Genomic DNA, 25,186 nt, shown 5'->3' with positions numbered 1-25,186 from the left:
CCGAGGCGCGCATTCTACAGCAGCCTCATTTGCTGTCAAGCGGTTATTTTCAGAAGTTTTCAAAATTTCTTTTTCAACTTCAACCACTTGCGCTTTCGATCTCTCGTCAGCGGGAGGCGAATTCTACAGCGTTGCACGCTGCTGTCAACACCTCTTTTCTCCGCTTTCGACCGGGAGGATCGAAACGCCGAAAGGGCCAAACAACGCCACCCTCCTCGACTCCCTCCGGGCTTCGCTGAACTGAAGCGATCCGCTGCCGAAAACTTCATAACTCATTGAATTTCAAGGAGTTTTCCGTTTCGACTGCGCCGGAAGTGGGGCGAATTATAGAGAACTGAAATCAGCCGTCAACCGTTAATTTCACTTTTCTTGCAGAATCCTTTTTTTCCCCATCAAACGCGGGATCCGACGCGTCACAGGAGGGATCCGCAGCAACAATAGAGAAGCACCTATAAAGGCATAGACCGCCCACTCCTTGAGGTCAGCCCTTACGATCCAAAGCATATGCAACAACCCAAGCCCGAGGATCGGATACACCAGCCGATGCAACTTCTTCCAACGGACACCCAACCGACGCTGGCTGTAACGGTTGGAGGTGACGGCAAGCGCCAGCAATCCCAGGAACGCCAGCGCACCGACAATGACATAGGGACGCTTGCGCAACTCAACACCCAACTGCGACCAATCAAACCCCAGGATGAACGCCATATAGCTGAACAAATGCACAACCACATAAGCAAAGCACCAAAGGCCCAGCTGCCTGCGGACGGCAATCCACCCTGCCCACCCCGTCAGTTTCTGCGCCGGCGTCATGCTCAGCGTGATCAGCAACAGCACCAACGCCCCAAGCCCCAACCGATCGACCAGCACCTTGCCGGGATCCGGCCCGAGCAGGTCCGAAAAGGCCTGATAGAACCAAAGCAACGGCCAGATCGCCGAGGCGACGAAAACGCCCATACGCCAAAAGGTATGCCGCATCAGTAGTTCTTCCGCAGGTCGAGCCCGGCATAAAGTGAGGCAACCTCCTCCGCGTAGCCGTTGAACATCTGCGTATCCCGCACGTTCGGCTTGAACAGGCTGTTCGGCAGACGCCGTTCCCGCGCCTGCGTCCACCTCGGGTGATCGACCGTCGGGTTCACGTTCGCGTAAAAGCCGTATTCGTTCGCCGCGATGCTTTGCCAGGTGGTCTTCGGCTGCTCGCTCACGAGACTGATCCGCACAATCGATTTCACGCTCTTGAAGCCGTACTTCCAAGGCACCACCAAACGCAGGGGCGCACCATTCTGATTCGGCAATTCTCGGCCATACATGCCGACCGCCAGAATCGCCAACGGATGCATCGCCTCATCCAGACGCAAACCTTCTACATAAGGCCAATCGATCAGCGCAAACCCGGATCGCTGCCCTGGCATGCTCTTGGGATCCTGCAGGGTCTCGAAACGGATGAATTTGGCGTTGGAGGTCGGTTCGACTTGCTTGAGCAGCGCCGAAAGAGGAAAGCCGATCCAGGGAATGACCATCGACCACGCCTCGACGCAGCGCAAACGATAGATCCGCTCCTCCAACCGGTAGGGCTTCATGAAGTCCTCCAGCGCATAGCGCCCTGGCTTCCCCACTTCGCCGTCCACCACCACACTCCAGGGTTCGGTCTTCAGGGAACCGGCGTTGGCTGCCGGGTCACCCTTGTCGGTGCCGAACTCGTAGAAGTTGTTGTAATGGGTCGCGTCCTTGAACGGCGTGATGGCCTCGTCCTTGAGGTTGACCGCTCCCCATTGGGTGGAGGGCAGTTTTTCGGCAAACCAGGCAGGTGCCTTTCCGGGATCGACATCGGCGTAACGCGCGGCCTCTTCGGCAGCGGCCCAGCGCGGCAGGCCGGTCATGGCCAGACCCGCGGCCGTTGCGCCAAGCAGTTGCCGACGGGACAGGTAGATGGATTCGGGCGTGACGTCCGACTCAGTGCAACCGGACGCCTGGGGGACTTTGATCAGCATGAAAACTCCGCAGTTTTGGAGGACAGATGCACCCGTAGACTGCGGAGTATGAGGGAAATTACATCACTCGGCGTTTTTGTGGCGACGAAGATGCAACAGGTACTGCACCGGGCCGGAAGCCGCATAGGCAAGGAAAACCAGCAGCAGGATGCGCGGCGGATCGCTGAACACCACGGCAAAGACCAGCACCACCGCCAGGATCGCCACGAAAGGCACGCGGCCTTTGAGATCCAGTTCCTTGAAGCTGTTGTACTTGATGTTGCTGACCATCAGCATGCCCGCAGCGGCGACCATCAGGGCAACCAGGAATGACATCTTCGACCCCTGGATCCCGTAATCGCTAAACGCCCAGACGATGCCCGCCACCACGCCGGCGGCCGCAGGGCTGGCCAGGCCGATGAAGTAACGCTTGTCCGCCGTGCCGACCTGAGTGTTGAAGCGCGCCAGGCGCAGCGCCGCACCGGCCACATAAATGAAGGCGACCATCCAGCCGACCTTGCCCATGTCGCCCAGCGCCCAACCGAACGCCAGCAACGCCGGGGCCACACCGAAAGCGACCATATCGGACAGCGAGTCGTACTCGGCGCCGAACGCACTCTGGGTGTTGGTCATCCGCGCGACGCGGCCGTCGAGGCCGTCGAGCACCATGGCGACGAAGATCGCGATGGCGGCGAAGGCGAAATACTTGCTCGCATTGGCCGCATCCCCCGCGCTCAATGCGGCCTGGGCGCTCATGGAGTTGATGATGGAATAGAACCCTGCGAACAGGTTCGCGGTGGTGAACAGGTTCGGCAGAAGATAGATACCACGATGCCGGACTTTACGGCCTTCGGCGTCATGCCCCTCTTCGACGTGCTCGTCGACGGGCAGCAGGCTTTCGGCGTCGGAAGCCTGGTTCGGCTCTTCAGGACGTTCGCTCATGGACATTACCTTGCAACGGATTGGACAGTTTCGACAGGTGTCTGGGACGACGGTTCGGCCGCAAACGATGCAGCTTTATACCAGAAGCGTCGGGCTCAAACGAAAAAACGCGGCCGAGGCCGCGTTTTTTCGCACAAGGCTCGAGGACTTAGTTTTTGGCTTTGTCGACGATCTTGTTGGCACCGATCCACGGCATCATGGAGCGCAGTTGCTCGCCGATGATTTCGATGCCGTGAGCGGCGTTGTTGCGACGCTTGGCGGTCATCGAAGGGTAGCCGGTTGCGCCTTCGCTGATGAACATTTTGGCGTACTCGCCGTCCTGAATGCGTTTCAGGGCATTGCGCATGGCCTGACGGGACTCGGCGTTGATCACTTCCGGGCCGGTCACGTACTCGCCGTACTCGGCGTTGTTGGAGATCGAGTAGTTCATGTTGGCGATGCCGCCTTCGTACATGAGGTCAACGATCAGCTTCAGTTCGTGCAGGCACTCGAAGTAGGCCATTTCAGGCGCGTAGCCCGCTTCGACCAAGGTTTCGAAACCGGCTTTCACCAGCTCGACGGTACCGCCGCACAGTACGGCCTGTTCGCCGAACAGGTCGGTTTCGGTCTCGTCCTTGAAGGTGGTTTCGATGATGCCGGTACGGCCGCCGCCGACGCCAGCCGCGTAGGACAGCGCAACGTTCTTGGCGTTGCCCGAAGCGTCCTGGTAGACCGCGATCAGGTCAGGGATGCCGCCGCCTTTGACGAACTCGGAACGCACGGTGTGGCCCGGCGCTTTCGGCGCGATCATGATCACGTCGAGGTCGGCACGCGGAACGACCTGGTTGTAGTGGATCGCGAAGCCGTGGGAAAAGGCCAGGGTGGCGCCCTTCTTGATGTTCGGCTCGATTTCGTTCTTGTACAGCTGGGACTGGAACTCGTCCGGGGTCAGGATCATGACCAGGTCGGCGCCGGCGACGGCGGTGGCCACGTCGGTGACTTTCAGGCCATGGGCCTCGGCCTTGGCGACGGTGGACGAACCTTTGCGCAGGCCGACGGTGACGTCGACGCCCGAGTCCTTCAGGTTGCACGCCTGGGCGTGGCCTTGGGAACCGTAACCGATGATGGCAACTTTCTTGCCCTGGATGATCGACAGGTCACAGTCTTTATCGTAGAAAACTTTCATGAAATTCCCCTATATATCCAGGCCGTTCAGGCCGTTCGCCAAATTGTTTTAGATGCTGAGCACTTTGTCGCCGCGGGCAATCCCGGTGACGCCGCTGCGTACGGTTTCCAGAATCGAGGCAGTGCCGATCGACTGGATGAAGCTGTCGAGCTTGTCGCTGGTACCGGTCAGTTGAACGGTATAGACGCTGGCGCTGACATCGACGATCTGCCCACGATAGATATCGGTGGTGCGTTTGATCTCGGCGCGCTGGGCGCCGGTGGCCTTGACCTTGACCAGCATCAGTTCGCGCTCGATGTGAGCGCTCTCCGACAGATCCACCAGCTTGACCACCTCGACCAGCTTGTTCAGGTTCTTGGTGATCTGCTCGATGATTTCATCGTGGCCGACGGTGGTCAGCGTCAGACGCGACAGGGTCGGGTCCTCGGTCGGCGCCACGGTCAGGCTTTCGATGTTGTAGTTGCGCTGCGAGAACAGGCCGACCACACGCGACAAGGCGCCAGGTTCGTTTTCCAGAAGCAAGGAAATGATGTGCCGCATGATTAGGTACGCTCCGTCTTGCTCAGCCACATATCGCGCATGGAGCCGTCTTTGATCTGCATCGGGTAGACGTGCTCGCTGGTGTCGACCTGGATGTCGAGGAACACCAGGCGGTCCTTCATGGCGAACGCCTCTTCCATCTTCGGCTTCAGGTCCTTCAGGTCGGTGATGCGGATGCCCACGTGACCATAGGCCTCGGCCAGCTTGACGAAGTCAGGCAGCGATTCCATGTAGGAGTGCGAGTGACGGCTGCCGTAGCTCATGTCCTGCCACTGGCGAACCATGCCCAGTACGCCGTTGTTCAGGTTGACGATCTTCACCGGCAGACCGTACTGCATGCAGGTCGACAGTTCCTGGATGTTCATCTGGATGCTGCCCTCGCCCGTCACGCACGCGACGTCCGAATCAGGGAAGCTCAGCTTCACGCCCATGGCCGCCGGGAAACCGAAGCCCATGGTGCCCAGGCCACCGGAGTTGATCCAACGGTTGGGCTTGTTGAACTTGTAGTACTGCGCAGCGAACATCTGGTGCTGGCCCACGTCGGAGGTCACAAAGGCGTCGCCCTTGGTCACTTCGCACAGGGTCTCGATCACGGTCTGCGGCTTGATCTTGCTGCCGTCGCCCTTGTCGTAAGGGAACAGGCCGCGGTCACCGCGCCATTCGTCGATCTGCTTCCACCAGCTGGTCACGGCGTCCTTGTTCGGGGTCTCGCCGATTTCCTTGAGGATCGCGACCATTTCGGTCATGACGCTCTCGACCGGACCTACGATCGGCACGTCGGCCTTGATGGTCTTGGAGATCGACGCGGGGTCGATGTCGACGTGAATGATCTTGGCGTTCGGGCAGAACTTCGGCGCGCCGTTGATCACGCGATCGTCGAAGCGTGCGCCGACGGCCAGGATCACATCGGCATGGTGCATCGCCAGGTTAGCGGTGTAGCTGCCGTGCATGCCGAGCATGCCGATGAACTGACGGTCGGTGCCAGGAAAACCGCCCAGGCCCATCAAAGTGTTGGTCACCGGCAGGTTGAGCATCTTCGCCAGTTCGGTCAGCGGCGCGGAGCCGTTGCCGAGGATCACGCCGCCGCCCGAATAGAGGACGGGACGCTTGGCCGCCAGGAGCATTTCCGCTGCCTTGCGGATCTGCCCGGAGTGGCCGCGGACGGCCGGGCTGTAGGAACGCAGCTTGGCTTTTTTCGGGAAGACGTATTCGAACTTCTCGGCCGGGTTGGTCATGTCTTTCGGGACATCGACCACGACCGGACCCGGACGACCGGATTGCGCCAGGTAGAAGGCCTTCTTCATGACTTCCGGGATTTCCGAAGCGTGCTTGATCATGAAGCTGTGCTTCACGATCGGCCGGGAGATACCGATCATGTCGGTTTCCTGGAACGCATCGGTGCCGACCATGGTGCTCGGCACCTGACCGGAAATGATCACCATCGGAATGGAGTCCATATAGGCGGTCGCGATACCGGTGATGGCGTTTGTGGCGCCAGGACCGGACGTCACCAGCACCACGCCGGCCTTGCCGGTGGCGCGGGCATAGCCGTCAGCCATATGGGTAGCCGCTTGTTCGTGACGAACCAGGATGTGGGTCACTTCCGGTTCTTTGAACAGGGCATCGTAGACATGAAGGAGAGCACCACCCGGGTACCCGTAGATATATTTGACGCCTTCGTCACGCAAGAAGCGGACGAGCATCTCACCGCCAGATAAAAGCTCCACGTTGTTCACCTCTAAAACGCCAGAATACCGTCCACGAAATAGCGGAACGGGTCTTAATAGGTTTACTTCTCGGCAGAGCATGAGCGACGGTGGTCGCCGACTACGTCAGCACTGACTGAGCAAGTATTGGGATCGTCCCAAGTGTTGCGGGCCTTTCCCACCCAGCGCGAGGTAACGCGTTGCGGGTGTAACAGGTCGACGCGGATAGGCGCCTCATGATCTGCCGAGTGGGTCTGCTTCTGGCAGTCCCTCTACAGCGGACTTTGGATTCTTCTGTTTCGCCCTCAGCAAGTCAAGCCGTCTATGGGCTTAATTGTGGGTAAATACATGAGAACGCAAGAAAAAACCTGTAAAGAGCTACTCTGTTAGCTCCAATTGCGCAGTTTTGCCAAGGAATCAGCATGCGAACGCTTATCGCCAGTCTGCTGATCGGCCTCAGCCCGTGGTGCATGGCCGGTCAGATCTACACATGGGTCGACGCTCAAGGGGTCACGCATTTCGATGCCCGACCGCCCCAGGGACAGCCTTCCACCACCGTGCAGACGCCCTCCCCGCCCGCGCCGAAGCCTGCGCCGATGCAAGGCAACAGTGCGGTGGGCGATCAGAAGTCCATCGACGAGAAGGTCAAGAAGCAAGTGGCCGAGCAGCAAACGCAGCTGAACGCGTTTTGCGAACAGGCGCGCACCAATCTTGCGCAGCTGCAGAACAACCCGCGCCTGAGGGAGGAAGTGGAGGGAGAGGTGCGACGGCTCAACGAAGAGCAGCGTCAGGAGCGAATCGCCGAGACGCAGAAGCAGATCAAGGAAAACTGCCAGTAGCCACCGGCAGTTTCCGGTTCAGCGCGACGCGGTGATCAGCAGGTCGAACTCTTTGAGCAGCACCTGCAGTTGACGATCCTTGCCCTGCACATTGCGCTGGGCGAAGACCATCTCGGCCATTTCCTGGATGCCCGACGCGTTGGGCAGCGGCAGGTCCTGCTCAAGGATGATCTTCATCTTCGGCAGGAAGATCCATTGCAGCCACTGCTCGAACTCGAGGGTATCGACGGCAAAGGGCTCGACGCTGTTCAAGGCCTCGGCGGACGGCGGCACGTCGTCCCACCAGCCCTGGGCGCGCAGTTCACGCTCGATCAGCAGCAGCTGATCGGCGACTTTCGGAAAACGCACGTCCATCACAGCGAGACCCGGGCTTTCTGACGGGCCAGCGCGGCGCCGGAGGCATCGCCCTGCTTCTCGCGGGCCTGGGCGATCAGTTCCCATAGGTTGGCCTGCAGGTCCGGGCGACCGTTGGCCATCGTCAAGGCGCGGCGGGCGAACTGTTCGGCCTGCGGCGCATCGCCTTGCGCCATGCGCACCTGGGCCAGCCGGTAGAGCACTTGCGGTTCACGCGGCGCTACGCGCTGGGCGCGTTCCAGGCTGGACGAGGCGCCATTGAGGTCGCCGCCGGCCTGTTGCTGCTGGGCGGTGGTCAACAGTGCGAGCACCGGGCCGTCCAGTTGCTCGTCGGCGGACAGACCGCCGCCGCTGCCGCTGGCCGACGGGATGCCGCTCGGCGCCGAAGGCATGCTGTAGCTGCCGGAGCTGACCGGTGCGGATTCCACCGGCGAAGGGTTGTACGGCCCCGGCGTGATGCCGCCGGACGCCGGGCCCGGAACGATCGGCGAGGTGCTGATCGGCGTCGAGGTCGCGGCGCCGCCCGGCACCATCACCACCACGCCGGTGTCGCCTTGGGGAATGGCCTGGGCCTGGCTCTGCGCCGGCCGCTTCACGGTCGTTTGCCGGAACCCGCCATTGGCCGAAATGCGCTCGCTGTTGGACACGGCGGTGCCGGAGTCCACAACCGGAATCGAACCACGCTGCACGGTGGAGCAGCCGCTGAGCAGCGCCACGGCGGTCACCGCCGGAATCAACCACTTGTTCACTTGAATCCCTCTTTGCTTAATTCATCCAGCCCTTGACCCAATCCATCACCGACTCGGCGGGCGTCGGGCTTTCGCCCGCACACGCAGCGCCGGGCGGAGGCTCGCTGCCGCGAATATACGGCATCTGCACCGCGCCCGGGCAATTGGCGTCGGAGCCTTGGCCGGTGCGCGCATCGACCCAGGCCTGCACCACGTTGTCCGGTTGCGGCATGTCCAGCGGCAGCGGATCGGCCTTGCGCATGAAACTGGTCCAGACCTGCAGCGCGCCGGTGGCGCCGGTGAACGGCGTCTTGCCGTTGTCGTCGCGGCCCAGCCACACCACCGCCAACAGGTCCTGGCTGAACCCGGCGAACCAGCTGTCGCGCGAGTCGTTGCTGGTGCCGGTCTTGCCGGCCAGCGTCAGGGTCTTGGGCAACACGTTATAGACCGAACTGCCGGTGCCTTCACGCATGACCCGCTGCATGGCGTTCTGGATCAGGTAGATCGAGGCCGGATCGAAGCGCTGCTCGATCTGGAACGGATAGCGCTTGAGCGGTTCGCCCTCGGCGGTCAGCACGCTGCGGATCCCGCGCATCGGCGTGTTGAAGCCGCCGTTGGCCAGGGTCTGGTACATGGTCGCCACTTCCATCGGGGTCATGCCGCCGGCACCCAGCAGCATCGACGGGAAGGCCGGGAAATCGCGGCTCACGCCCAGGCGTCCCAAGGTCTTGAGCACATTGGGCACGCCGATGGCGAGCCCCAGACGGGCTGTGGACAAGTTGTAGGAATGCGCCAGCCCCTGATAGAGGAACACGGTGCCGTGGGAGCGGCGGTCATAGTTCTGCGGCTTCCAGACCTGGCCGTCCGCGCCCTTCACCGAGAAGGACTCGTCCGACAGCCAACTGGTCAGTGTGTACTGGCTCGGTTTCTCCAGCGCGGTCAGGTACACCGCCGGCTTGATCAGCGAGCCGATCGGCCGCACCGCATCCAGCGCCCGGTTGAAGCCGGCGAAGCTGGCCTGACGGCTACCGATCATGGCCTGCACCTCACCGGTTTCCGGGTTGGTCACGACCATCGCCGCTTCCACGTCGTCGGCGCCTTTGCGGCCGGACAGACGCTTGAAGGTGTCGTTGACCGACGCTTCGGCCTTCATCTGCAGGATCGGGTCGAAACTGGTGAAAATGCGCAGGCCTTCTTCGGTCAAGTCTTCGTCGCGGTAGTCTTCACGCAACTGGCGCTTGACCAGATCAATGAAGCCCGGGAACGAGCTGTCGGCCAGCTTGCCGCGGGTGGTCACGCCCAGCGGCATTTTCTTCGCCGCCTCGACCTGCTCGGCGGTCGCGACGCCCTGCTGCTCAAGCACGTCGAGCACCAGGTTACGCCGCTCCAGCGCCCGCTCCGGGTTGCGGCGCGGGTTGTAGTAGGACGGCCCCTTGACCATGCCCACCAGCAGCGCGACCTGATGCAGCTTCAGCTCGGACAGCGGCTGGCCGAAGAAGAACTGGCTGGCCAGACCGAAACCGTGCACCGCACGTTGACCGTCCTGGCCGACGAACACTTCGTTGAGGTAGGCCTCAAGGATTTCCTTCTTGTCGTAATGCAGCTCCAGCAGCATCGCCATCATGGCTTCGGTGAGCTTGCGGGTCAGGCTGCGTTCGTTGGTGAGGTAGAAGTTCTTCACCAACTGCTGGGTCAACGTACTGCCGCCCTGGGTCATCTTGCCGCCGGAGGTGTTCACCCACACCGCCCGCGCGATCGACTTCGGCGACACGCCCCAGTGGCTGTAGAAATCCCGGTCTTCCACGGCCACCAGGGTTTCCAACAGGTACGGCGGCACCTGATCGAGCTTGATCAGGATCCGGTCTTCGAGGTTTTTCGGGTAGATCCCGCCGATCAGCAACGGCTCCAGGCGCACCACGGACAGTTTCGAACCGTTGGTCGCCGACAGTTCGGCCACGTAGTCGCCGGAGAACCGCACGCGCACCGGCTGCGGTTTCTCCAGCCCTTCGTAGAACTGGAAGCCACGGGTGTTCAGGTCGACGGTGTTGCCGTTGACCGACGCCGCGCCCGGGCCGTTGCTGACGCTTTCGCGGCGGTAGCCGAGGGCATCGAGTTCGGTGAGGAAATCGTCCTTGCTCAGCTTTTGTCCGACGAACAGCTCAAGCGGCCGCGCGTATACCTTGGCCGGGATCGTCCAGCGCTTGCCGGAGAATTTCTCCTGCACCACGGCATCGAGGTACACAGCGAAGCCGGCCAGCACCACAAGGCCGACCAGGCTGAGTTTGAGGGCCCAGCCCAGCCATGGGCGCAGGCCCCGGGAGGGTGGTTTTTTCGGTGTGCGGGGGGATCGGGTACGTGTCATGGCGGCGGATTATACGCACTTTATTCATACTCAACAGGAGCGCTCCGAGGTTTGCGTCGGGCGGGCGAGCGGCCATAATGAGCGCCTCGAATCCCCCAGACCCTGAAGGATCACCTGTGAGCCAGTCCCTGATCGCTGCCCTGCAAAACCCGGCCCTCTACCCGCACCCCGTCGAAGGGTTCCAGGTCATCGAAACCCACATCTCGTGGGTGCTGCTCACCGGTCAGTTCGCCTATAAAGTGAAGAAGCCGGTGAATTTCGGCTTCCTCGACTTCACCGGCCTCGAGTCCCGCGCGCACTTCTGCGGCGAGGAGCTGCGGCTGAACCAGCGCCTGACCGACGACCTGTACCTGGAGGTTCTGCCGGTCACCGGCACCGCCGAGAACCCGCAACTGGGCGGCGACGGCCCGGCCATCGAATACGTGCTGAAAATGCGCCAGTTCCCGCAGACCGGGCTGCTCAGCACCCTGCAGGCCAACGGCGAACTGACCACTGCCCACATCGACGAGATGGCCGAGCAGATCGCCCGCTTCCACCTCAATGCGCCGAAGGTGCCGGCCGAACACGACGCCGGCACGCCGGACAGCGTGATGGCGCCGGTTCGCCAGAACTTCGAGCAGATCCGTCCGTTCCTCAGCGACAAGAACGACCTGCTGCAGCTGGAAGCCCTCCAGGCGTGGGCCGAAGCCAGCTTCGATCGCCTCAAGCCGCTGTTCGCCCAGCGCAAGGCCGAGGGTTTCACCCGCGAATGCCACGGTGACATCCACCTGGGCAACGCCACCGTGATCGACGGCAAGGTCGTGATCTTCGACTGCATCGAATTCAACGAGCCGTTCCGCTTCACCGACGTCTACGCCGACATCGGCTTCCTGGCGATGGACCTGGAAGACCGTGGCCTGAAGTCCCTGGCCCGCCGCTTCATCAGCCAGTACCTGGAACTGAGCGGCGACTACCAGGGCCTGGAAGTCCTGAACTTCTACAAGGCCTACCGCGCCCTGGTGCGCGCCAAGGTGTCGCTGTTCAGCATGCCCGCCGACGCCACACCGGTGCAGCGCGCCACCACCCTGCGCCAGTACCGCAACTACGCCAACCTCGCAGAAAGCTACAGCACCATCCCTTCGCGCTTCATGGCGATAACCCACGGCGTATCGGCGGTGGGCAAGAGCCACGTGGCCATGCGCCTGGTGGAAGCGTTGGGCGCCGTTCGCCTGCGTTCCGACGTAGAGCGCAAGCGCCTGTTCGGCGAGCAGACCGTCGCCAATGACGTTCAGGCCGGCATCTACAGCGCTGAAGCCAGCGTCGCCACCTACGACCGTCTGCATGAAGTGGCGGCGGTGATCCTGCGTGCAGGCTTCCCGGTGGTGATCGATGCCACCTACCTCAAGCGCGGCCAGCGCGACAGCGCGGCGGCCGTCGCCGAGGCCACCGGCACGCCGTTCCTGATCCTGGACTGCAACGCGCCGCAAGCCGTGATCGAAAGCTGGCTGGCGATTCGTCAGGCAGACAAAAAAGATCCGTCCGACGCCACCCTCGCCGTCATCGAGGCGCAACAGGCCAACCGCGAAGCCCTGACCCCGGATGAGATCCTGCGCAGCAAGCGCGTGCAGACCAATGAATCCGGCACGCTGGACACCGTTGTGGCGCAGATCCGTCAACGCCTGCCAGGCCTGTAAGGGACTATTTCGGCCGTGAAGCCCCCGCTTGCTTCACGGCCGTCAAATAGTGGCATTATACTGGCGTCATAAAACCAACAGGTGAACTGACATGAGCCAGCCGAAACTACTCGACACCCCGCTGTACGCCTTGCTGCACAAGGACGACATCGCAGGCTTCAACAAGGAGCGCCCGAAGGACGGGCCGATCGATATGGTGGGCGGCGATTTTCGCGGCCTGGACCTGCGTGAACTGAACGCCGACGGCGTTGATTTCACCGACGCCTATTTCCGCTCCGCCGACCTTCGCGGCATCGACTTTCGCAAGGCCTCGCTGGAAGGCGCCAGCCTGGCCCACGCGCAGATCTCCGGCGCGTACTTTCCGCCGGAGCTGAGCGCCGACGAGATTCTGATGTCGATGAACTTCGGCACCCGGCTGCGCTACCGCACCCGCTGAAGCCGTCCTGGCCGCCCAGCGCCCCTGCATTGCACTGGACGGCCTCCCCCTTGTTCCTTCCCCGCCCCTCCACTTCTGCTGAGCAATCAGCCGCCCCTTAGAAGCGTTTGCGTCCAATCCGACCAACGAACCACGCTTTTCCTGCTGATGGCTACACTCCTGAGAAGATCGCCCACGCACCATTCGGCCGTCGCAAGGAGGCTTGATGAATGATGAACTGCAACACCTGAAGAATCTCGGCAAGACGTCGGCGCAATGGCTGCATGCCGTGGGCATCCACAGCGCTTCGGATCTGCGCCGCCTGGGTGCGGTGGACGCTTACCGTGCCGTGCGGACCCGTGGGTTCCGGGCGTCGAAGGTGTTGCTGTACGCGATCGAGGGGGCGTTGATGGACGTGCACTGGAACGACATCCCCGCCGAGCGCAAGGACGCTCTGAACAAGCAGCTCGAAGCCATTTCCTCCCGCCACAAGAATTGAACGGGCACTCGCCGCCATGTACTTGCTCGGGGATCAGTCGGCCCATGCCGATGCGTTGACCAGTCGTCTGCAGGACCTGCCGATGCAATGCCTGGCGGGGCTTGCGCCTTGCGGGCCGCCGCTGGAGCTGGAGTCGGCGGACGACCTGATGATGCAGTTGCCCGGCGACCGGCTGTTTGTGCTCAGCCAAGGCGTGGTCAACGGCAGCCTCGGCGCCCGGACCTTGTTCTATTGGCACGAGGGCGACCTGATCGGCCTGCAGCAGGGGCCGGAGTGGACGGATCTGCGGCTGTGCGCAGACGGCCCGCTGAGCCTGTTGCCGTACCGGCGAAACGATGTGCTCCAGCATGCGTACGCGACACCGGCGAACGGCGAGCTGTTCCTGCGTTATCTGCTCGGCCAGACCGCCCTGCTCGCCCATGCCGTCGCCGATCTGAAGCCCCGCGAGTTCCGCAGCACCAATGGGTTCAAACGGGTTCGCGCAGGGGAAGTGTTGATTCAGCAGGGCGACACCTCCGACCATGTGTTTGTGATCATCGAGGGGCATGCCGAAGCGTTTGTCGACGGGCACAAGGTGGGCGATGTGCCCAAGGACGAGATTTTCGGGGCCATGGCGGTGTTCACCGGTGAACCGCGCAACGCCACGGTGATCGCCAGCGAGCCGAGCACCGTGATGCTGATTCCCGGCGATCAGTTTCTGAGCATGACGCGCACCAACCCCAAGATCGCCCATAGCCTGATCGAAAGCATGGCGCGGCGCATCGACCAGCTCAACCGGCAGCTTGCGGCATTTCACGCACAGTCTTGACGTCCCCTGTTTCCGGGGCTTTCTAGCCATTTTCCAGCCAAAGGAAAAGAAATCGGAAAAGGGTTGTTGACTTGGTAATGAGAATCGCTATGATTATCACAACTGGTCGCGAGACCGGTCGATATTCTGAAAGGCCCTTGGTTCGGACTCTCAGATTATCTCCTCATCAGGCTAATCACGGTTATTTGACCCGGTTTTTACCGGGTCTTTTTTTGCCTGTGGAAAAGTCATTTGCCGAACTGCTTTCGCATCTCGGCGCAGTAATCCTGCGGCGGCCGGCCAGGCGTGAACCAGACATAGTCGGCCATGGACGCCGTCACCTCGCTGCCCTGCTCCGCCAACAGCAGCACCGTCGGCGCCTGATCCGCCCCCAGGTCCAGCGCATGCAGCGGCACACCAACATCCTTGCGCGCATGAAAGGCACCGGCGAACAACATCGCGGGCGCGGGCGCCGCCAACAAGCGCGAGGCCATGCGCCGATCCCGCTGTTGCTGAACCGCCAGCATCGCCGGCATTTGCGAGGTCGGCAGCAAGCCGCAGTGGGAATCGGCTATCTGCTCCAGCAATTGCTTGCTGACCGGTGCAGCATTGCTGCGGGCTCCGCTCAACGCCGGAGACTCGCGGTAGAACGCTCGGACTTCGACGGCATCGAGATTGGCCGCCAACAGCGGATAAGGCTGAGCGAGGGCAAACCGGACGATCGGCCCGTACAGGCTCCAGTCCCATCCCTCTTGCCAGGCCAAGGCTTGGGCAAGGTCTGCGGGAGGCGCGGCGGACCTGCGCACGTCATCGACCCGCGCCTGTTGCTCGGGCACCAGCATTTCCAGCAGCAGGCTGCCTTGGGGGCGCTCCTTTTCCAGGTTCTGCAGGAGCCACAGCTGCAGGCCATGGTGGTCGGCATTGTCATGCTGCTCGCCGACGATCACCCGTTGCGGCTCGCCCAGGCGTGCCAGCAGTTGCCGGGGCGTCAGCGTTTCGCCGCTGCGCAAGTCCCGGATATCGCCCGTGACCGGTGGCGGCGCCACAGCCTGGCAGCCGCCGAGCATCAAGATCGCCAACAACAGGATTGCACGCATGCCTTCACCTCGAAGAACCGCTCAGCGGGCGATGATCAGCGGGTGTCCGCGCTCCGGATGCGGTTGCACCAGCACCTCCAGGCCGAACACCGCTTTGAGCGAGTCCGGCCGCAACACCTGCTGCGGCGTGTCCAGCGCCACGGGCCGCCCGCCTTCGAGCAGCAGGATGCGATCACAATAGCGCGCCGCCAGATTCAGATCATGCAGGATCACCATCACCGCCGCGCCGCGGTCGGCGAACGCCCGCACGGCCTGCAGCGTGGTGTGCTGATGCAGCGGATCGAGCATCGACGTCGGCTCGTCCAGCAGCAGGGTCTGCCCGGCCTGCCCCGGCCACAACTGCGCCAGCACCCGCGCCAGATGCACCCGCTGACGCTCGCCGCCGGACAGCGCCAGATAGCTGCGCCCGCTCAAGTGCGCTGCGTCCGCCGCCTGCAAGGCCTCGGTGATGATTTCATCGTCGCGCGCCCGTCCGGCCTGATGCGGCAAGCGTCCCATCCCGACCACTTCCTCGACGCGGAAAGCGAACTCCAGGGTGGACACCTGCGGCAGCACCGCCAACCGCTGGGCGCGCCGGCTGCCGTGCCACAGCCCCAACGCCACGCCCTCGAGCAGGACCTCACCGTCGTCAGGCGCCAGTTCGCCGCACAAGGCGCCAAGCAGAGTGCTCTTGCCCGCGCCGTTCGGCCCCAGCACCCCCAGCACCTCGCCCGGTTCCAACTGCAGGCTGACCCCGGCCAGCACCGTCTTGCGGCCGCGACGGATGTGCAGATTGTCTGCGCGCAACATCAGGCCCGCCCCCGCAGCAGCAGATAAAGGAAGAACGGCGCCCCGATGAATGCCGTCACGATGCCGATCGGCAGTTCCGCCGGCGCCAGCGCCAGCCGCGCCACCAGATCCGCCAGCAACAGCAGGCTCGCCCCGGCCAGCACCGACGCCGGCAACAGCACCCGATGATCGGGACCGGCCAACAGCCGCACCAGGTGCGGCACCACCAGACCGACGAAACCGATCATCCCCGCCGCCGCCACGGCCGCGCCGACGCCCAGCGCCGTGCAGAACACCAGTTCGCGCTTGAGCCGTTCGACATCGATGCCCAGATGCCCGGCCTCGGACTCGCCCAGCAGCAGCGCATTCAACGCCCGGGCCCGGCGCGGCAGCCACAAGGCCACGCCGGCGCTGATGATCAGCAGCGGCCACAAGCGTGCGTAACTGGCGCCGTTGAGGCTGCCCAGGTTCCAGAACGTCAGGGTGCGCAGGGTCGCGTCATCCGCCAGGTAAGTGAACAAGCCGACGGCCGAACTGGCCAGCGCGGTCAGTGCGATCCCCGCCAACAGCATGGTGGCGACGTTGGTCTGCCCGTTGCGCCGCCCCAGCCGGTACACCAGCGCCGTCACCCCGAGGCCGCCGAGAAACGCGCACGCCGACAACAGGTAAGGCCCGAACCACTCCGGCAATCCACCGAACAACGAACCGGCGACAATCGCCACCGCCGCCCCCAACGCCGCGCCGCTGGACACACCGACCAGCCCCGGGTCGGCCAGCGGATTGCGAAACAGCCCCTGCATCGCCACGCCGGACAGCGCCAGCACGCCGCCGACCGCCAACCCGAGCAGCGTGCGCGGCAAACGGATCTGCCCCAGGATCAGCTCGGCCTGCTCCAGCCCGTCCGCCGCCAGCGGCACGCCGAGCATGCGCAAGGCCGCGCGCAGCGTATCCAGCAACGGCAGGCTGACCGGCCCCAGCGCCAGCGACAGCCAGGTCGCCGACAGGCACAACAGGATCAGGCCGATGAACAGGCCCCGGGGTTTGACCACTGGATTCATTGCCCGCCCTTGGCCGGGTAGAAACCGTCGTACAGGGCTTTCAGCGCCGCCGGCAGACGTGGCCCGAGACCGCCGACCAGCAGCGTCGGATCCAGCTCCAGCACCCGCCCGGCCTTGGCCGCACGGCTGGCGTTGAGGATCGGGTTTTCCTTGAACAAGGCCGCCTTCGCGGCTTCGCCGGTCAGCGCCCGGTCGGCGAAGACCAGCACTTCAGGATCCAGGCTCGCCAGCGACTCCACGGAAAACGGCTTGTAGCCGGACTGCGTCGCCAGGTTGCGCCCGCCGGCCTGGCGGATCATCCAGTCGGCGGCGGTGTCGGTGCCGGCGATCAGCGGCTTGCCGCCGGCGTGCCCCAGGATCAGCAGTACGCCCGGCGCCTTCTGCTTCGCCTGCGCTTGAGACACGCGCTGCTTTTGCTCATCCAGTTGCTGTTGATAACGGTGCAGTTGTTGCGCTGCCTGCTCATCGGCCCCCAGCAGCGCTCCCAGACGGTTGACGTTCTTTTCCAGGGTCGGCAGGTCAGGCTGGGCCGAGAACAGCTCCACCTGCACGCCTGAGCTGCGCACCTGGGAAATCACCGGCGGCGGGCCCATTTCCTCGGTGCCGATCAAGATCTGCGGGCGCAGGCTCAGGATCCCTTCGGCCGACAGGCTGCGCTGATAGCCGATGCTCGGCAGCGCCTTGAGGGACTCCGGATGCTGGCTGGTGGTGTCGACGCCCACCAATTTGGCCTCGCCGCCCAATGCGCTCACCCATTCCGACAAGGCGCCGCCGGCGCTGACCCAGCGTTGCGGCAAGTCCGCCGCCCCTGCCTGGTGGCTGACGAACAGTCCGGTGCACAGCACAGCGATGCGGGTACTCAGGCGCATGAACAGCTTCCTTGAACAGGTTTTTCCGGGCATCGCGACGTCAGGCCAAGTATCCTCGGCATCGGGTCGCCAGGCGGCGGACGAAGGCGGCCATTTGATAATTGTTTGCATTTGAACGTCAAGCTCGGACACATCCGGACACGAGCCGACACTTGAGGATAGCCATGAAGTTTCTGTGCGCGGGCGCCGAGCTGGCCGAGGCCGGCAGCCGCGGTTTCGATATCGAAGGAAAAAGGCTGTTCGCGGTGCGCCGCAGCGGCCGGGCCTATGTCTACCTGAACCGCTGCCCGCACCGGGGCGTGGGGCTGGAATGGCACCCCGACCGGTTCCTCGACCCGAGCAACAGCCTGATCCAGTGCGCCACCCACGGCGCGCTGTTTCTGATCGAGGACGGCGAATGCGTCTCCGGCCCCTGCGCCGGACAGGCGCTGACCGCCATCCCTTGCCGCGAAGACGCCCAAGGGCTGTGGGTCGACCTCTAGCCGTCGAGCAAGACGTCCAGCCGGCGGTCGATCACCATCTGCTCATGATCCAGCCGCACGCCATAGGCCAGCACCTCGACCCCGCAGGCCACCGCTTCGCGCAGGGCATCGGCGTAGCCCGGATCGATTTCACGGGCCGGACGCACCGCGTCGATGCCGCTGAGATTGACGCAATAAAGCTGCACCGCCCGGATGCCGTCCCGGGCCAGGTGCGCCAACTCCCGCAGGTGCTTGGCGCCGCGCTCGGTCACCGCATCGGGAAACGCCGCCACCGCCGTGCCGTCGAAGCCCAGGGTGACGCTCTTCACCTCCACGTAGGCCGGCCCTTGCGGGTAGTCGAGGCGAAAATCGATCCGGCTCTTTTCCTGACCGTAAGCGACTTCGCGCTTCAGTCCGGCAAACCCGTTCAGCTCGCGGATCACTCCGGCCTGCAACGCCTCCTCGACCAAGGCATTGGCACGCCCGGTGTTCACGCAGAACAACCGGCCCTGCGGGGTTTCGCCGATTTCCCAGGTGCCGGGCAGCTTGCGCTTGGGGTCGTTGGAGCGGCTGAACCAGACCTGCCCGCCCTCCACCAGGCAATTGAGCATTGAGCCGGTGTTGGGACAGTGGAGCGTCAGCAACTCACCGCCGACCGTCTCGACATCGGCGAGAAACCGCTTGTAGCGCCGGATCAGCCGCGCTTCTTCAAGGGGGGGATGAAAGCGCATCAGCCTTGCCAGCTCTTCAGGCCGCGGGCGATCCGGTCCACCGCTTCTTGCAGGCGCGCAAGGTTTTGCGTGTAGGCGAACCGCACGTGGTGGCCGGCCTGATGACGGCCGAAGTCCAGCCCCGGCGTGAACGCCACATGCTCGGTCTCAAGGAAATGCCGGCAGAACGCGAAGGCATCGCCGCCGAACCGACTGATGTCGGCGTACAGGTAGAACGCCCCTTCCGGCTCCACGGCGATGTTGAAGCCCAGCTCCCGCAGCGCCGGCAGCAGGAAGTCCCGGCGCCGACCGAACTCGGCGCGGCGTTCCTCGAGGATGGCGATGGTGCCTGGCTCGAAACAGGCCAGCGCAGCTTGCTGGGCGATGCTCGGGGCACTGATGTAGAGGTTCTGCGCAAGCTTCTCCAGCTCGCTGACCGCGCCTTCCGGCGCCACCAGCCAGCCGAGGCGCCAACCGGTCATGCCGAAATACTTGGAAAAACTGTTCAGGACAAAGGCACTGTCATCCACTTCCAGGACGCTGGCCGCGTCGGTGCCGTAGGTCAGGCCGTGATAGATCTCGTCCACCACCAGATGGCCATGGCGCGCCTTGACCGCCGCGGACAGCGCCGCCAGCTCGTCGCGGCTCAGCACCGTGCCGGTCGGGTTGGCCGGCGAGGCGACCAGCGCACCGACGCTGTCGTGGTCCCAATGGCGGTCGACCAGGTCCGGCGTCAGCTGATAGCGCACCTCGGGGCCGACCGGCACCAACTGCGCCGCGCCTTCGACCAGGCGCAGGAAATGCCGGTTGCACGGGTAGCCGGGGTCGGCCAGCAGCCAATGCTTGCCCGGATCCACCAGCAGGGCGCTGGCCAGCAGCAGGGCGCCGGAGCCGCCAGGCGTGATGAGGATCCGCTGCGGATCGATGTCCAGGCCATGGCGCTGGCGGTAGAAACCGGCGATCGCCTCGCGCAGCTCGGGAATGCCCCTGGCGGCGGTGTAGCGGGTTTTCCCTGCCTCCAGCGCCGCCTGCCCGGCGCGGATGATCGGCTCGGCGGTGGTGAAGTCCGGCTCGCCGATCTCAAGGTGGATCACGTCGTGGCCGGCGGCCTGGAGCTCGTTGGCCCGCGCCAGCAGCGCCATGACATGAAACGGTTCGATCGCACGACTGCGCGCACTGTAGGACTGAGCCATCGGCCTTGCTTCCCAGGGAAAAGAAGCGATTCTACCCACGTCGCGGAACGGTCGAGAACCCGCAGCGGTCAGAACCTCTGAGACTCTGGACTGTAACGAGCCATACGTATGCTCCAGGATTGACTAAAATCAGTGATTGATCAGGTCTCCAGCACCACCTGACATGGCCTGGCAAACATTTGCGGGCGCCACCGGCTGCGGGCTCGACATCCGGGAGTGGCGCGGGCCGAATTGATCTGGTAAGTTCGCCCGCTTGCAGCCGCAGGGCCGGCAGGTGTCGGTGATGGAGCAATCCTGCGCAATGGATTACAAGAGTAGAGGCGGTCCATTCATGCCCACCCAAGCAAAGCAACAACCGACGATCAGCGGTTTCGAACCTTACGTTCCGGCCGAAGGCGAGGAGTACATGGGCGCCCCCATGCGCGCTCACTTCACCAAGCTTTTGATGAGCTGGAAAAAAGAGCTGATGGAAGGGGTCGACAAGACGGTAGACCACATGAAGGATGAGGCTGCCAACTTCCCGGATCCGGCCGACCGTGCCAGCCAGGAAGAAGAGTTCGCCCTCGAGCTGCGCGCCCGCGACCGCGAGCGCAAGTTGATCAAGAAGATCGACAAGACCCTCGAACTGATCCAGGACGAAGAGTACGGCTGGTGCGAGTCCTGCGGCATCGAGATCGGCGTCAAGCGCCTCGAGGCCCGTCCGACCGCCGACCTGTGCATCGACTGCAAGACCCTGGCGGAAATCAAGGAAAAACAGGTCGGCAAGTAATCCCGGCCCGAGCAGAGAACGGAGCGTGCGAACGCTCCGTTTTCGTTTCCGCCCCCTGAACCTGCGACCGCGCAGCGTCAGCCCCGTCCTATGCTGAACGAAACATCGCATCCATGGGCAAGCCCGCTCCCGCAGCGAGTCGGCGCAAGCCCGGAACCCGTATCGCCATTCCCATGACCGCCATGACCTCCCCCACCTACATCGGCCGCTTCGCCCCCACCCCCAGCGGACACCTGCACTTCGGCTCGCTGGTGGCCGCCCTCGCGTCCTATCTGGATGCGCGCTCGGTCGGCGGCCGCTGGCTGGTGCGCATGGAGGATCTCGATCCGCCCCGGGAAGAGCCCGGCGCCCAGGCGGCGATCCTCGAGGCCCTGGAACGTTACGGCTTCGAATGGGACGGCGAGATGGTGCGCCAGAGCGACCGCCACGACGCTTACGCCGAAGTGCTCGACCGCCTGTTCAACCAAGGCCTGGCCTACGCCTGCACCTGCTCGCGCAAGCAACTGGAGCCGTACGGCGGCATCTACCCGGGGTTGTGCCGCAATGCCGGCCACGGCCAGGAGGACGCGGCGATCCGCCTGCGCGTGCCGGAACTGGAATACCGTTTCACCGACCGCGTGCAGGGCGAGTTCCGCCAGCACCTGGGCCGTGACGTCGGCGACTTTGTGATCCGCCGCCGTGACGGTCTCTACGCCTATCAACTGGCCGTGGTGCTGGACGACGCTTGGCAGGGCATCACCGACATCGTGCGCGGCGCCGACCTGCTCGACTCCACGCCGCGCCAGCTCTACCTGCAGGAACTGCTGGGCCTGCGCCAGCCGCGCTACCTGCACCTGCCGCTGATCACCCAGCCGGACGGCAACAAGCTCGGCAAGTCTTACCGGTCCCCGCCGCTGACCGCCGACCAGGCCACGCCGTTGCTGCTCAGGGCCCTGCGGGCGCTGGGCCAGGAGCCCGGCCCCGAACTGGCCGACGCCACCCCGCAGGAACTGCTGGCCTGGGGCTGCGCCCACTGGGACGCCACGAAAATCCCGCGCACACTGACCCTGCCCGAAGCGCAACTGCTGTGACGGCACTTGCAGTGGCGCGCCCATCCGTTACCATCGCCGCACGTTTTCGGGCACGCGCATAAAAAAGAGAGGCCGGGATGTACATCTATCGCTTGGTCCTGCTTCTGGTCGTGGGGATCTACCTGTTTTCGCCGGCCATCATGGATTGGTGGATCGACGCCACGGGCGCCTGGTATCGCCCTTATCTGCTGTGGCTGATCCTGATCGTCGTGACCTTCATCCTGCAGAGCCAAAAAGATGCCGATGAGCTTTAGCCTGACCCAGATGATCCTGATCAGCGCCGCGTACCTGGCGGTGCTGTTCGGCGTGGCCTGGATCAGCGAACGGGGCATGATCCCGCGGGCGATCATTCGCCATCCGCTGACCTACACCTTGTCGCTGGGGGTCTATGCCAGCGCCTGGGCGTTCTACGGCACGGTCGGCCTGGCCTATCAGTATGGCTACGGGTTCCTGTCCAGTTACCTGGGAGTCTCCGGCGCGTTCCTGCTGGCGCCGGTGCTGCTGTACCCGATCCTCAAGATCACCCGCACCTATCAGCTGTCGTCGCTGGCGGACCTGTTCGCCTTCCGCTTCCGCAGCACCTGGGCCGGCGCACTGACCACGATCTTCATGCTGATCGGCGTGCTGCCGCTGCTGGCGCTGCAGATCCAGGCCGTGGCCGACTCCATCGGCACCCTCACCGGCGAGCCGGTGCAGAACCGCGTGGCCCTGGCGTTCTGTGCGCTGATCATCCTGTTCACGATCTTCTTCGGCTCCCGGCACATCGCCACCCGCGAGAAGCACGAAGGCCTGGTGTTCGCGATCGCCTTCGAATCGGTGATCAAACTGGTGGCCCTGGGCGGCGTCGGCCTCTACGCGCTGTACGGCGTGTTCGACGGCCCGCAGCAGTTGGAGCTGTGGCTGCTGCAGAACCAGACCGCCCTCGCCGCCCTGCACACGCCGCTGCAGGAAGGCCCGTGGCGCACCCTGCTGCTGGTGTTCTTCGCCTCGGCCATCGTGATGCCGCACATGTATCACATGACCTTCACCGAGAACCTCAACCCCCGCTCGCTGGTGAGCGCGAGCTGGGGCCTGCCGCTGTTCCTGCTGCTGATGAGCCTGGCGGTGCCGCTGATCCTCTGGGCCGGGCTCAAGCTGGGCGCCACCACCAACCCCGAATACTTCACCCTCGGCATCGGCATCGCCGCCGACAGCAAGGCGCTGGCGCTGCTGGCTTACGTCGGCGGCCTGTCGGCGGCCAGCGGGCTGATCATCGTCACCACCCTGGCCCTGTCCGGGATGGCGCTCAACCACCTGGTGCTGCCGCTCTACCAGCCGCCGGCCGAAGGCAACATCTACCGCTGGCTGAAATGGACGCGCCGGGCGCTGATCGTCGCGATCATCATGGCCGGCTTCTGCTTCTACCTGATGCTCGGCCCGGGCCAGGACCTGGCCAACCTCGGCATCGTGGCCTTCGTCGCCACCCTGCAGTTCCTGCCCGGCGTGCTGTCGGTGCTGTACTGGCCGACCGCCAACCGCCGCGGTTTCATCGCCGGCCTGCTGGCGGGGGTGCTGGTGTGGGTGGTGACCATGCTGCTGCCGCTGGTCGGCAACCTGCAGGGCTTCTACATCCCGCTGCTGAACATGATCTACGTGCTGGACGACACCAGCTGGCACATGGCGGCCATCGCCTCGCTGGCGGCCAACGTCCTGATGTTCACCCTGATCTCGCTGTTCACCAACGCCAGCCCCGAAGAGGCCAGCGCCGCCGAAGCCTGCGCCGTGGACAACGTGCGCCGTCCGCAGCGCCGGGAACTGCACGCCGCCTCGCCGCAGGAGTTCGCCACGCAACTGGCCAAGCCGCTGGGCGCCAAGGCCGCGCAGAAGGAAGTCGAACAGGCCCTGCGCGACCTCTACCTGCCGTTCGACGAGCGCCGCCCCTACGCCCTGCGCCGCCTGCGCGACCGCATCGAAGCGAACCTGTCCGGCCTGATGGGGCCCAGCGTGGCCCAGGACATGGTCGAAACCTTCCTGCCCTACAAGGCCGGCGGCGAAAACTACGTCACCGAAGACATCCACTTCATCGAAAGCCGCCTCGAGGACTACCACTCCCGCCTCACCGGGCTGGCAGCCGAGCTCGACGCCCTGCGCCGCTACCACCGCCAGACCCTGCAGGAACTGCCGATGGGCGTCTGCTCGCTGGCCAAGGATCAGGAGATCCTGATGTGGAACAAGGCCATGGAGGAACTGACCGGGATCGCGGCGCAACGGGTGGTCGGCTCGCGTCTGGGCACCATCGCCAACCCGTGGAAGGAACTGCTGCAAGGCTTCATCAACGTGCCGGACGAGCACCTGCACAAGCAGCACCTGGCCCTCGACGGCCAGACCCGCTGGCTGAACCTGCACAAGGCGGCCATCGACGAACCGCTGGCGCCGGGCAACAGCGGCCTGGTGCTGCTGGTCGAGGACCTGACCGAAACCCAGATGCTCGAAGACAAGCTGGTGCACTCCGAACGCCTGGCCAGCATCGGTCGCCTGGCGGCCGGCGTGGCCCACGAAATCGGCAACCCGATCACCGGCATCGCTTGCCTGGCGCAGAACCTGCGCGAGGAGCGCGAAGAGGACGGCGAACTGACGGAAATCAGCGGCCAGATCCTCGAACAGACCAAGCGCGTGTCGCGCATCGTCCAGTCCCTGATGAGCTTCGCCCACGCCGGCAGCCATCAGCACAGCGACGAACCCGTCTGTCTGGCGGAAGTGGCGCAGGACGCCATCGGTCTTCTAGCCTTGAACCGGCGCAACTTCGAAGTTCAGTTCTTCAACCTGTGCGACCCGGACCATTGGGTCGAAGGCGACCCGCAGCGGCTCGCCCAGGTATTGATCAACCTGCTGTCCAACGCCCGTGACGCCTCGCCTGCCGGCAGTGCGGTGCGGGTCAGGAGCGAAGCCTACGAACACACGGTCGACCTGATCGTGGAAGACGAAGGCAGCGGCATTCCGTCGAGCATCATGGACCGGTTGTTCGAACCTTTCTTCACCACCAAGGACCCTGGCGAAGGCACCGGCCTGGGCCTTGCACTGGTCTATTCCATCGTTGAAGAGCATTATGGACAAATCACCATCGACAGCCCGGCTGATGTACAGAGCCAGCGCGGCACCCGTATCCGGGTGACTTTGCCGCGCCATGTCGAAGCGACGTCCGCTGTGAACTGAGACCGTCGAGAGTATCGAA

General features: G+C 64.0%; 25 protein-coding genes. 10 read left to right on the top strand and 15 right to left on the bottom strand.

From position 1 onward, the window contains the following. Nucleotides 1–360: 360 nt before the first annotated feature. The 6 genes from msrQ to KVG96_RS01635 all read right to left on the bottom strand — a co-directional run bounded on the left by msrQ (nucleotide 361) and on the right by KVG96_RS01635 (nucleotide 6,344). On the bottom strand, nucleotides 361–978 hold the full coding sequence (gene msrQ / locus KVG96_RS01660; protein WP_217890580.1) for a protein-methionine-sulfoxide reductase heme-binding subunit MsrQ: 618 nt from the start codon (nucleotides 976–978) through the stop codon (nucleotides 361–363). Continuing rightward, nucleotides 978–1,991 (bottom strand): protein-methionine-sulfoxide reductase catalytic subunit MsrP, encoded by a 1,014-nt coding sequence (gene msrP, locus KVG96_RS01655; protein WP_217890579.1) that lies wholly within the window; start codon nucleotides 1,989–1,991, stop codon nucleotides 978–980. Before msrP ends, msrQ begins: the two co-directional genes overlap by 1 nt. Before the next feature lie 63 nt (nucleotides 1,992–2,054). Further along, nucleotides 2,055–2,912 carry a CDP-diacylglycerol--serine O-phosphatidyltransferase gene (gene pssA, locus KVG96_RS01650; RefSeq protein WP_085584305.1) on the bottom strand — a complete coding sequence of 286 codons (858 nt, stop codon included), beginning with the start codon at nucleotides 2,910–2,912 and terminating at the stop codon, nucleotides 2,055–2,057. Between the two features lie 148 nt (nucleotides 2,913–3,060). Next, entirely contained in the window at nucleotides 3,061–4,077 is a 1,017-nt protein-coding gene (ilvC, locus tag KVG96_RS01645) for a ketol-acid reductoisomerase (RefSeq protein WP_085632244.1), read from the bottom strand. A gap of 48 nt (nucleotides 4,078–4,125) precedes the next feature. Continuing rightward, on the bottom strand, nucleotides 4,126–4,617 hold the full coding sequence (ilvN, locus tag KVG96_RS01640) for an acetolactate synthase small subunit (RefSeq protein ID WP_040064172.1): 492 nt from the start codon (nucleotides 4,615–4,617) through the stop codon (nucleotides 4,126–4,128). Nucleotides 4,618–4,619: 2 nt separating this feature from the next. Further along, entirely contained in the window at nucleotides 4,620–6,344 is a 1,725-nt protein-coding gene (locus KVG96_RS01635; protein ID WP_085584316.1) for an acetolactate synthase 3 large subunit, read from the bottom strand. A 401-nt stretch (nucleotides 6,345–6,745) separates the two neighbouring features. Here KVG96_RS01635 and KVG96_RS01630 point away from each other — a divergent pair, with 401 nt between their 5' ends. Then, nucleotides 6,746–7,162 (top strand): DUF4124 domain-containing protein, encoded by a 417-nt coding sequence (locus KVG96_RS01630; RefSeq protein WP_217890578.1) that lies wholly within the window; start codon nucleotides 6,746–6,748, stop codon nucleotides 7,160–7,162. 18 nt (nucleotides 7,163–7,180) lie between these two features. Here KVG96_RS01630 and KVG96_RS01625 read toward each other — a convergent pair whose 3' ends face one another. Genes KVG96_RS01625 through mrcB form a run of 3 tightly spaced genes read right to left on the bottom strand, consistent with a single transcriptional unit; the run spans nucleotide 7,181 to nucleotide 10,606 of the window. Continuing rightward, nucleotides 7,181–7,516, bottom strand: a complete 336-nt coding sequence (locus KVG96_RS01625) for a YqcC family protein (RefSeq protein WP_085584299.1) — start codon at nucleotides 7,514–7,516, stop codon at nucleotides 7,181–7,183. Continuing rightward, the gene (locus tag KVG96_RS01620; RefSeq protein WP_217890577.1) at nucleotides 7,516–8,265 is read right to left on the bottom strand and encodes a hypothetical protein; all 750 of its coding nucleotides are present in this window, start codon (nucleotides 8,263–8,265) and stop codon (nucleotides 7,516–7,518) included. Before KVG96_RS01620 ends, KVG96_RS01625 begins: the two co-directional genes overlap by 1 nt. Nucleotides 8,266–8,281: 16 nt before the next feature. Continuing rightward, complete coding sequence (mrcB, locus tag KVG96_RS01615) at nucleotides 8,282–10,606, bottom strand: penicillin-binding protein 1B (protein ID WP_217890576.1); 2,325 nt, start codon at nucleotides 10,604–10,606, stop codon at nucleotides 8,282–8,284. Nucleotides 10,607–10,722: 116 nt separating this feature from the next. Here mrcB and KVG96_RS01610 point away from each other — a divergent pair, with 116 nt between their 5' ends. From KVG96_RS01610 to KVG96_RS01595, 4 genes are all read left to right on the top strand, one after another. Next, nucleotides 10,723–12,279 (top strand): bifunctional aminoglycoside phosphotransferase/ATP-binding protein, encoded by a 1,557-nt coding sequence (locus tag KVG96_RS01610; RefSeq protein ID WP_217890575.1) that lies wholly within the window; start codon nucleotides 10,723–10,725, stop codon nucleotides 12,277–12,279. Between the two features lie 91 nt (nucleotides 12,280–12,370). Beyond that, nucleotides 12,371–12,715 (top strand): pentapeptide repeat-containing protein, encoded by a 345-nt coding sequence (locus KVG96_RS01605; protein ID WP_217890574.1) that lies wholly within the window; start codon nucleotides 12,371–12,373, stop codon nucleotides 12,713–12,715. A gap of 205 nt (nucleotides 12,716–12,920) precedes the next feature. Beyond that, on the top strand, nucleotides 12,921–13,193 hold the full coding sequence (locus KVG96_RS01600; RefSeq protein WP_003228231.1) for a TfoX/Sxy family protein: 273 nt from the start codon (nucleotides 12,921–12,923) through the stop codon (nucleotides 13,191–13,193). Between the two features lie 16 nt (nucleotides 13,194–13,209). Next, nucleotides 13,210–14,001 (top strand): Crp/Fnr family transcriptional regulator, encoded by a 792-nt coding sequence (locus KVG96_RS01595; protein WP_217890573.1) that lies wholly within the window; start codon nucleotides 13,210–13,212, stop codon nucleotides 13,999–14,001. 227 nt (nucleotides 14,002–14,228) lie between these two features. Here the strand turns inward: KVG96_RS01595 and KVG96_RS01590 are convergent, their stop codons facing one another. Genes KVG96_RS01590 through KVG96_RS01575 form a run of 4 tightly spaced genes read right to left on the bottom strand, consistent with a single transcriptional unit; the run spans nucleotide 14,229 to nucleotide 17,772 of the window. Further along, on the bottom strand, nucleotides 14,229–15,077 hold the full coding sequence (locus KVG96_RS01590; protein WP_217890572.1) for a ChaN family lipoprotein: 849 nt from the start codon (nucleotides 15,075–15,077) through the stop codon (nucleotides 14,229–14,231). A 21-nt stretch (nucleotides 15,078–15,098) separates the two neighbouring features. Beyond that, nucleotides 15,099–15,866, bottom strand: a complete 768-nt coding sequence (locus KVG96_RS01585) for a heme ABC transporter ATP-binding protein (protein WP_217890571.1) — start codon at nucleotides 15,864–15,866, stop codon at nucleotides 15,099–15,101. After that, nucleotides 15,866–16,849: a FecCD family ABC transporter permease gene (locus tag KVG96_RS01580; RefSeq protein WP_217892419.1), complete on the bottom strand. Its 984-nt coding sequence runs from the start codon at nucleotides 16,847–16,849 to the stop codon at nucleotides 15,866–15,868. Before KVG96_RS01580 ends, KVG96_RS01585 begins: the two co-directional genes overlap by 1 nt. A gap of 50 nt (nucleotides 16,850–16,899) precedes the next feature. Continuing rightward, nucleotides 16,900–17,772: a heme/hemin ABC transporter substrate-binding protein gene (locus KVG96_RS01575; RefSeq protein ID WP_217890570.1), complete on the bottom strand. Its 873-nt coding sequence runs from the start codon at nucleotides 17,770–17,772 to the stop codon at nucleotides 16,900–16,902. Between the two features lie 164 nt (nucleotides 17,773–17,936). Here KVG96_RS01575 and KVG96_RS01570 point away from each other — a divergent pair, with 164 nt between their 5' ends. After that, the gene (locus KVG96_RS01570) at nucleotides 17,937–18,254 is read left to right on the top strand and encodes a Rieske (2Fe-2S) protein (RefSeq protein ID WP_085584279.1); all 318 of its coding nucleotides are present in this window, start codon (nucleotides 17,937–17,939) and stop codon (nucleotides 18,252–18,254) included. On the opposite strand, the gene sfsA is transcribed toward KVG96_RS01570, so the two are convergent. Continuing rightward, nucleotides 18,251–18,964, bottom strand: a complete 714-nt coding sequence (gene sfsA / locus KVG96_RS01565) for a DNA/RNA nuclease SfsA (protein WP_217890569.1) — start codon at nucleotides 18,962–18,964, stop codon at nucleotides 18,251–18,253. The genes KVG96_RS01570 and sfsA overlap by 4 nt on opposite strands. Then, complete coding sequence (locus tag KVG96_RS01560) at nucleotides 18,964–20,136, bottom strand: pyridoxal phosphate-dependent aminotransferase (protein WP_217890568.1); 1,173 nt, start codon at nucleotides 20,134–20,136, stop codon at nucleotides 18,964–18,966. Before KVG96_RS01560 ends, sfsA begins: the two co-directional genes overlap by 1 nt. Before the next feature lie 331 nt (nucleotides 20,137–20,467). Here KVG96_RS01560 and dksA point away from each other — a divergent pair, with 331 nt between their 5' ends. The 4 genes from dksA (at nucleotide 20,468) to KVG96_RS01540 (ending at nucleotide 25,167) form a co-directional block, all read left to right on the top strand. After that, complete coding sequence (gene dksA, locus KVG96_RS01555; RefSeq protein WP_085632256.1) at nucleotides 20,468–20,905, top strand: RNA polymerase-binding protein DksA; 438 nt, start codon at nucleotides 20,468–20,470, stop codon at nucleotides 20,903–20,905. Nucleotides 20,906–21,087: 182 nt separating this feature from the next. Further along, nucleotides 21,088–21,975 carry a tRNA glutamyl-Q(34) synthetase GluQRS gene (gene gluQRS / locus KVG96_RS01550; protein ID WP_217890567.1) on the top strand — a complete coding sequence of 296 codons (888 nt, stop codon included), beginning with the start codon at nucleotides 21,088–21,090 and terminating at the stop codon, nucleotides 21,973–21,975. 77 nt (nucleotides 21,976–22,052) lie between these two features. Further along, on the top strand, nucleotides 22,053–22,229 hold the full coding sequence (locus KVG96_RS01545; RefSeq protein ID WP_003176118.1) for a hypothetical protein: 177 nt from the start codon (nucleotides 22,053–22,055) through the stop codon (nucleotides 22,227–22,229). Beyond that, a complete protein-coding gene (locus tag KVG96_RS01540; RefSeq protein WP_217890566.1) occupies nucleotides 22,213–25,167 on the top strand; it encodes a sensor histidine kinase in 2,955 nt (984 codons plus the stop codon). Before KVG96_RS01545 ends, KVG96_RS01540 begins: the two co-directional genes overlap by 17 nt. The last annotated feature ends 19 nt before the right edge of the window (nucleotides 25,168–25,186 follow it).

This window comes from Pseudomonas ekonensis (assembly GCF_019145435.1).
Lineage (GTDB): Bacteria > Pseudomonadota > Gammaproteobacteria > Pseudomonadales > Pseudomonadaceae > Aquipseudomonas > Aquipseudomonas ekonensis.
Note: the sequence above shows the minus strand (reverse complement) of the source record. Positions and strands in the feature narration are given on the sequence as shown.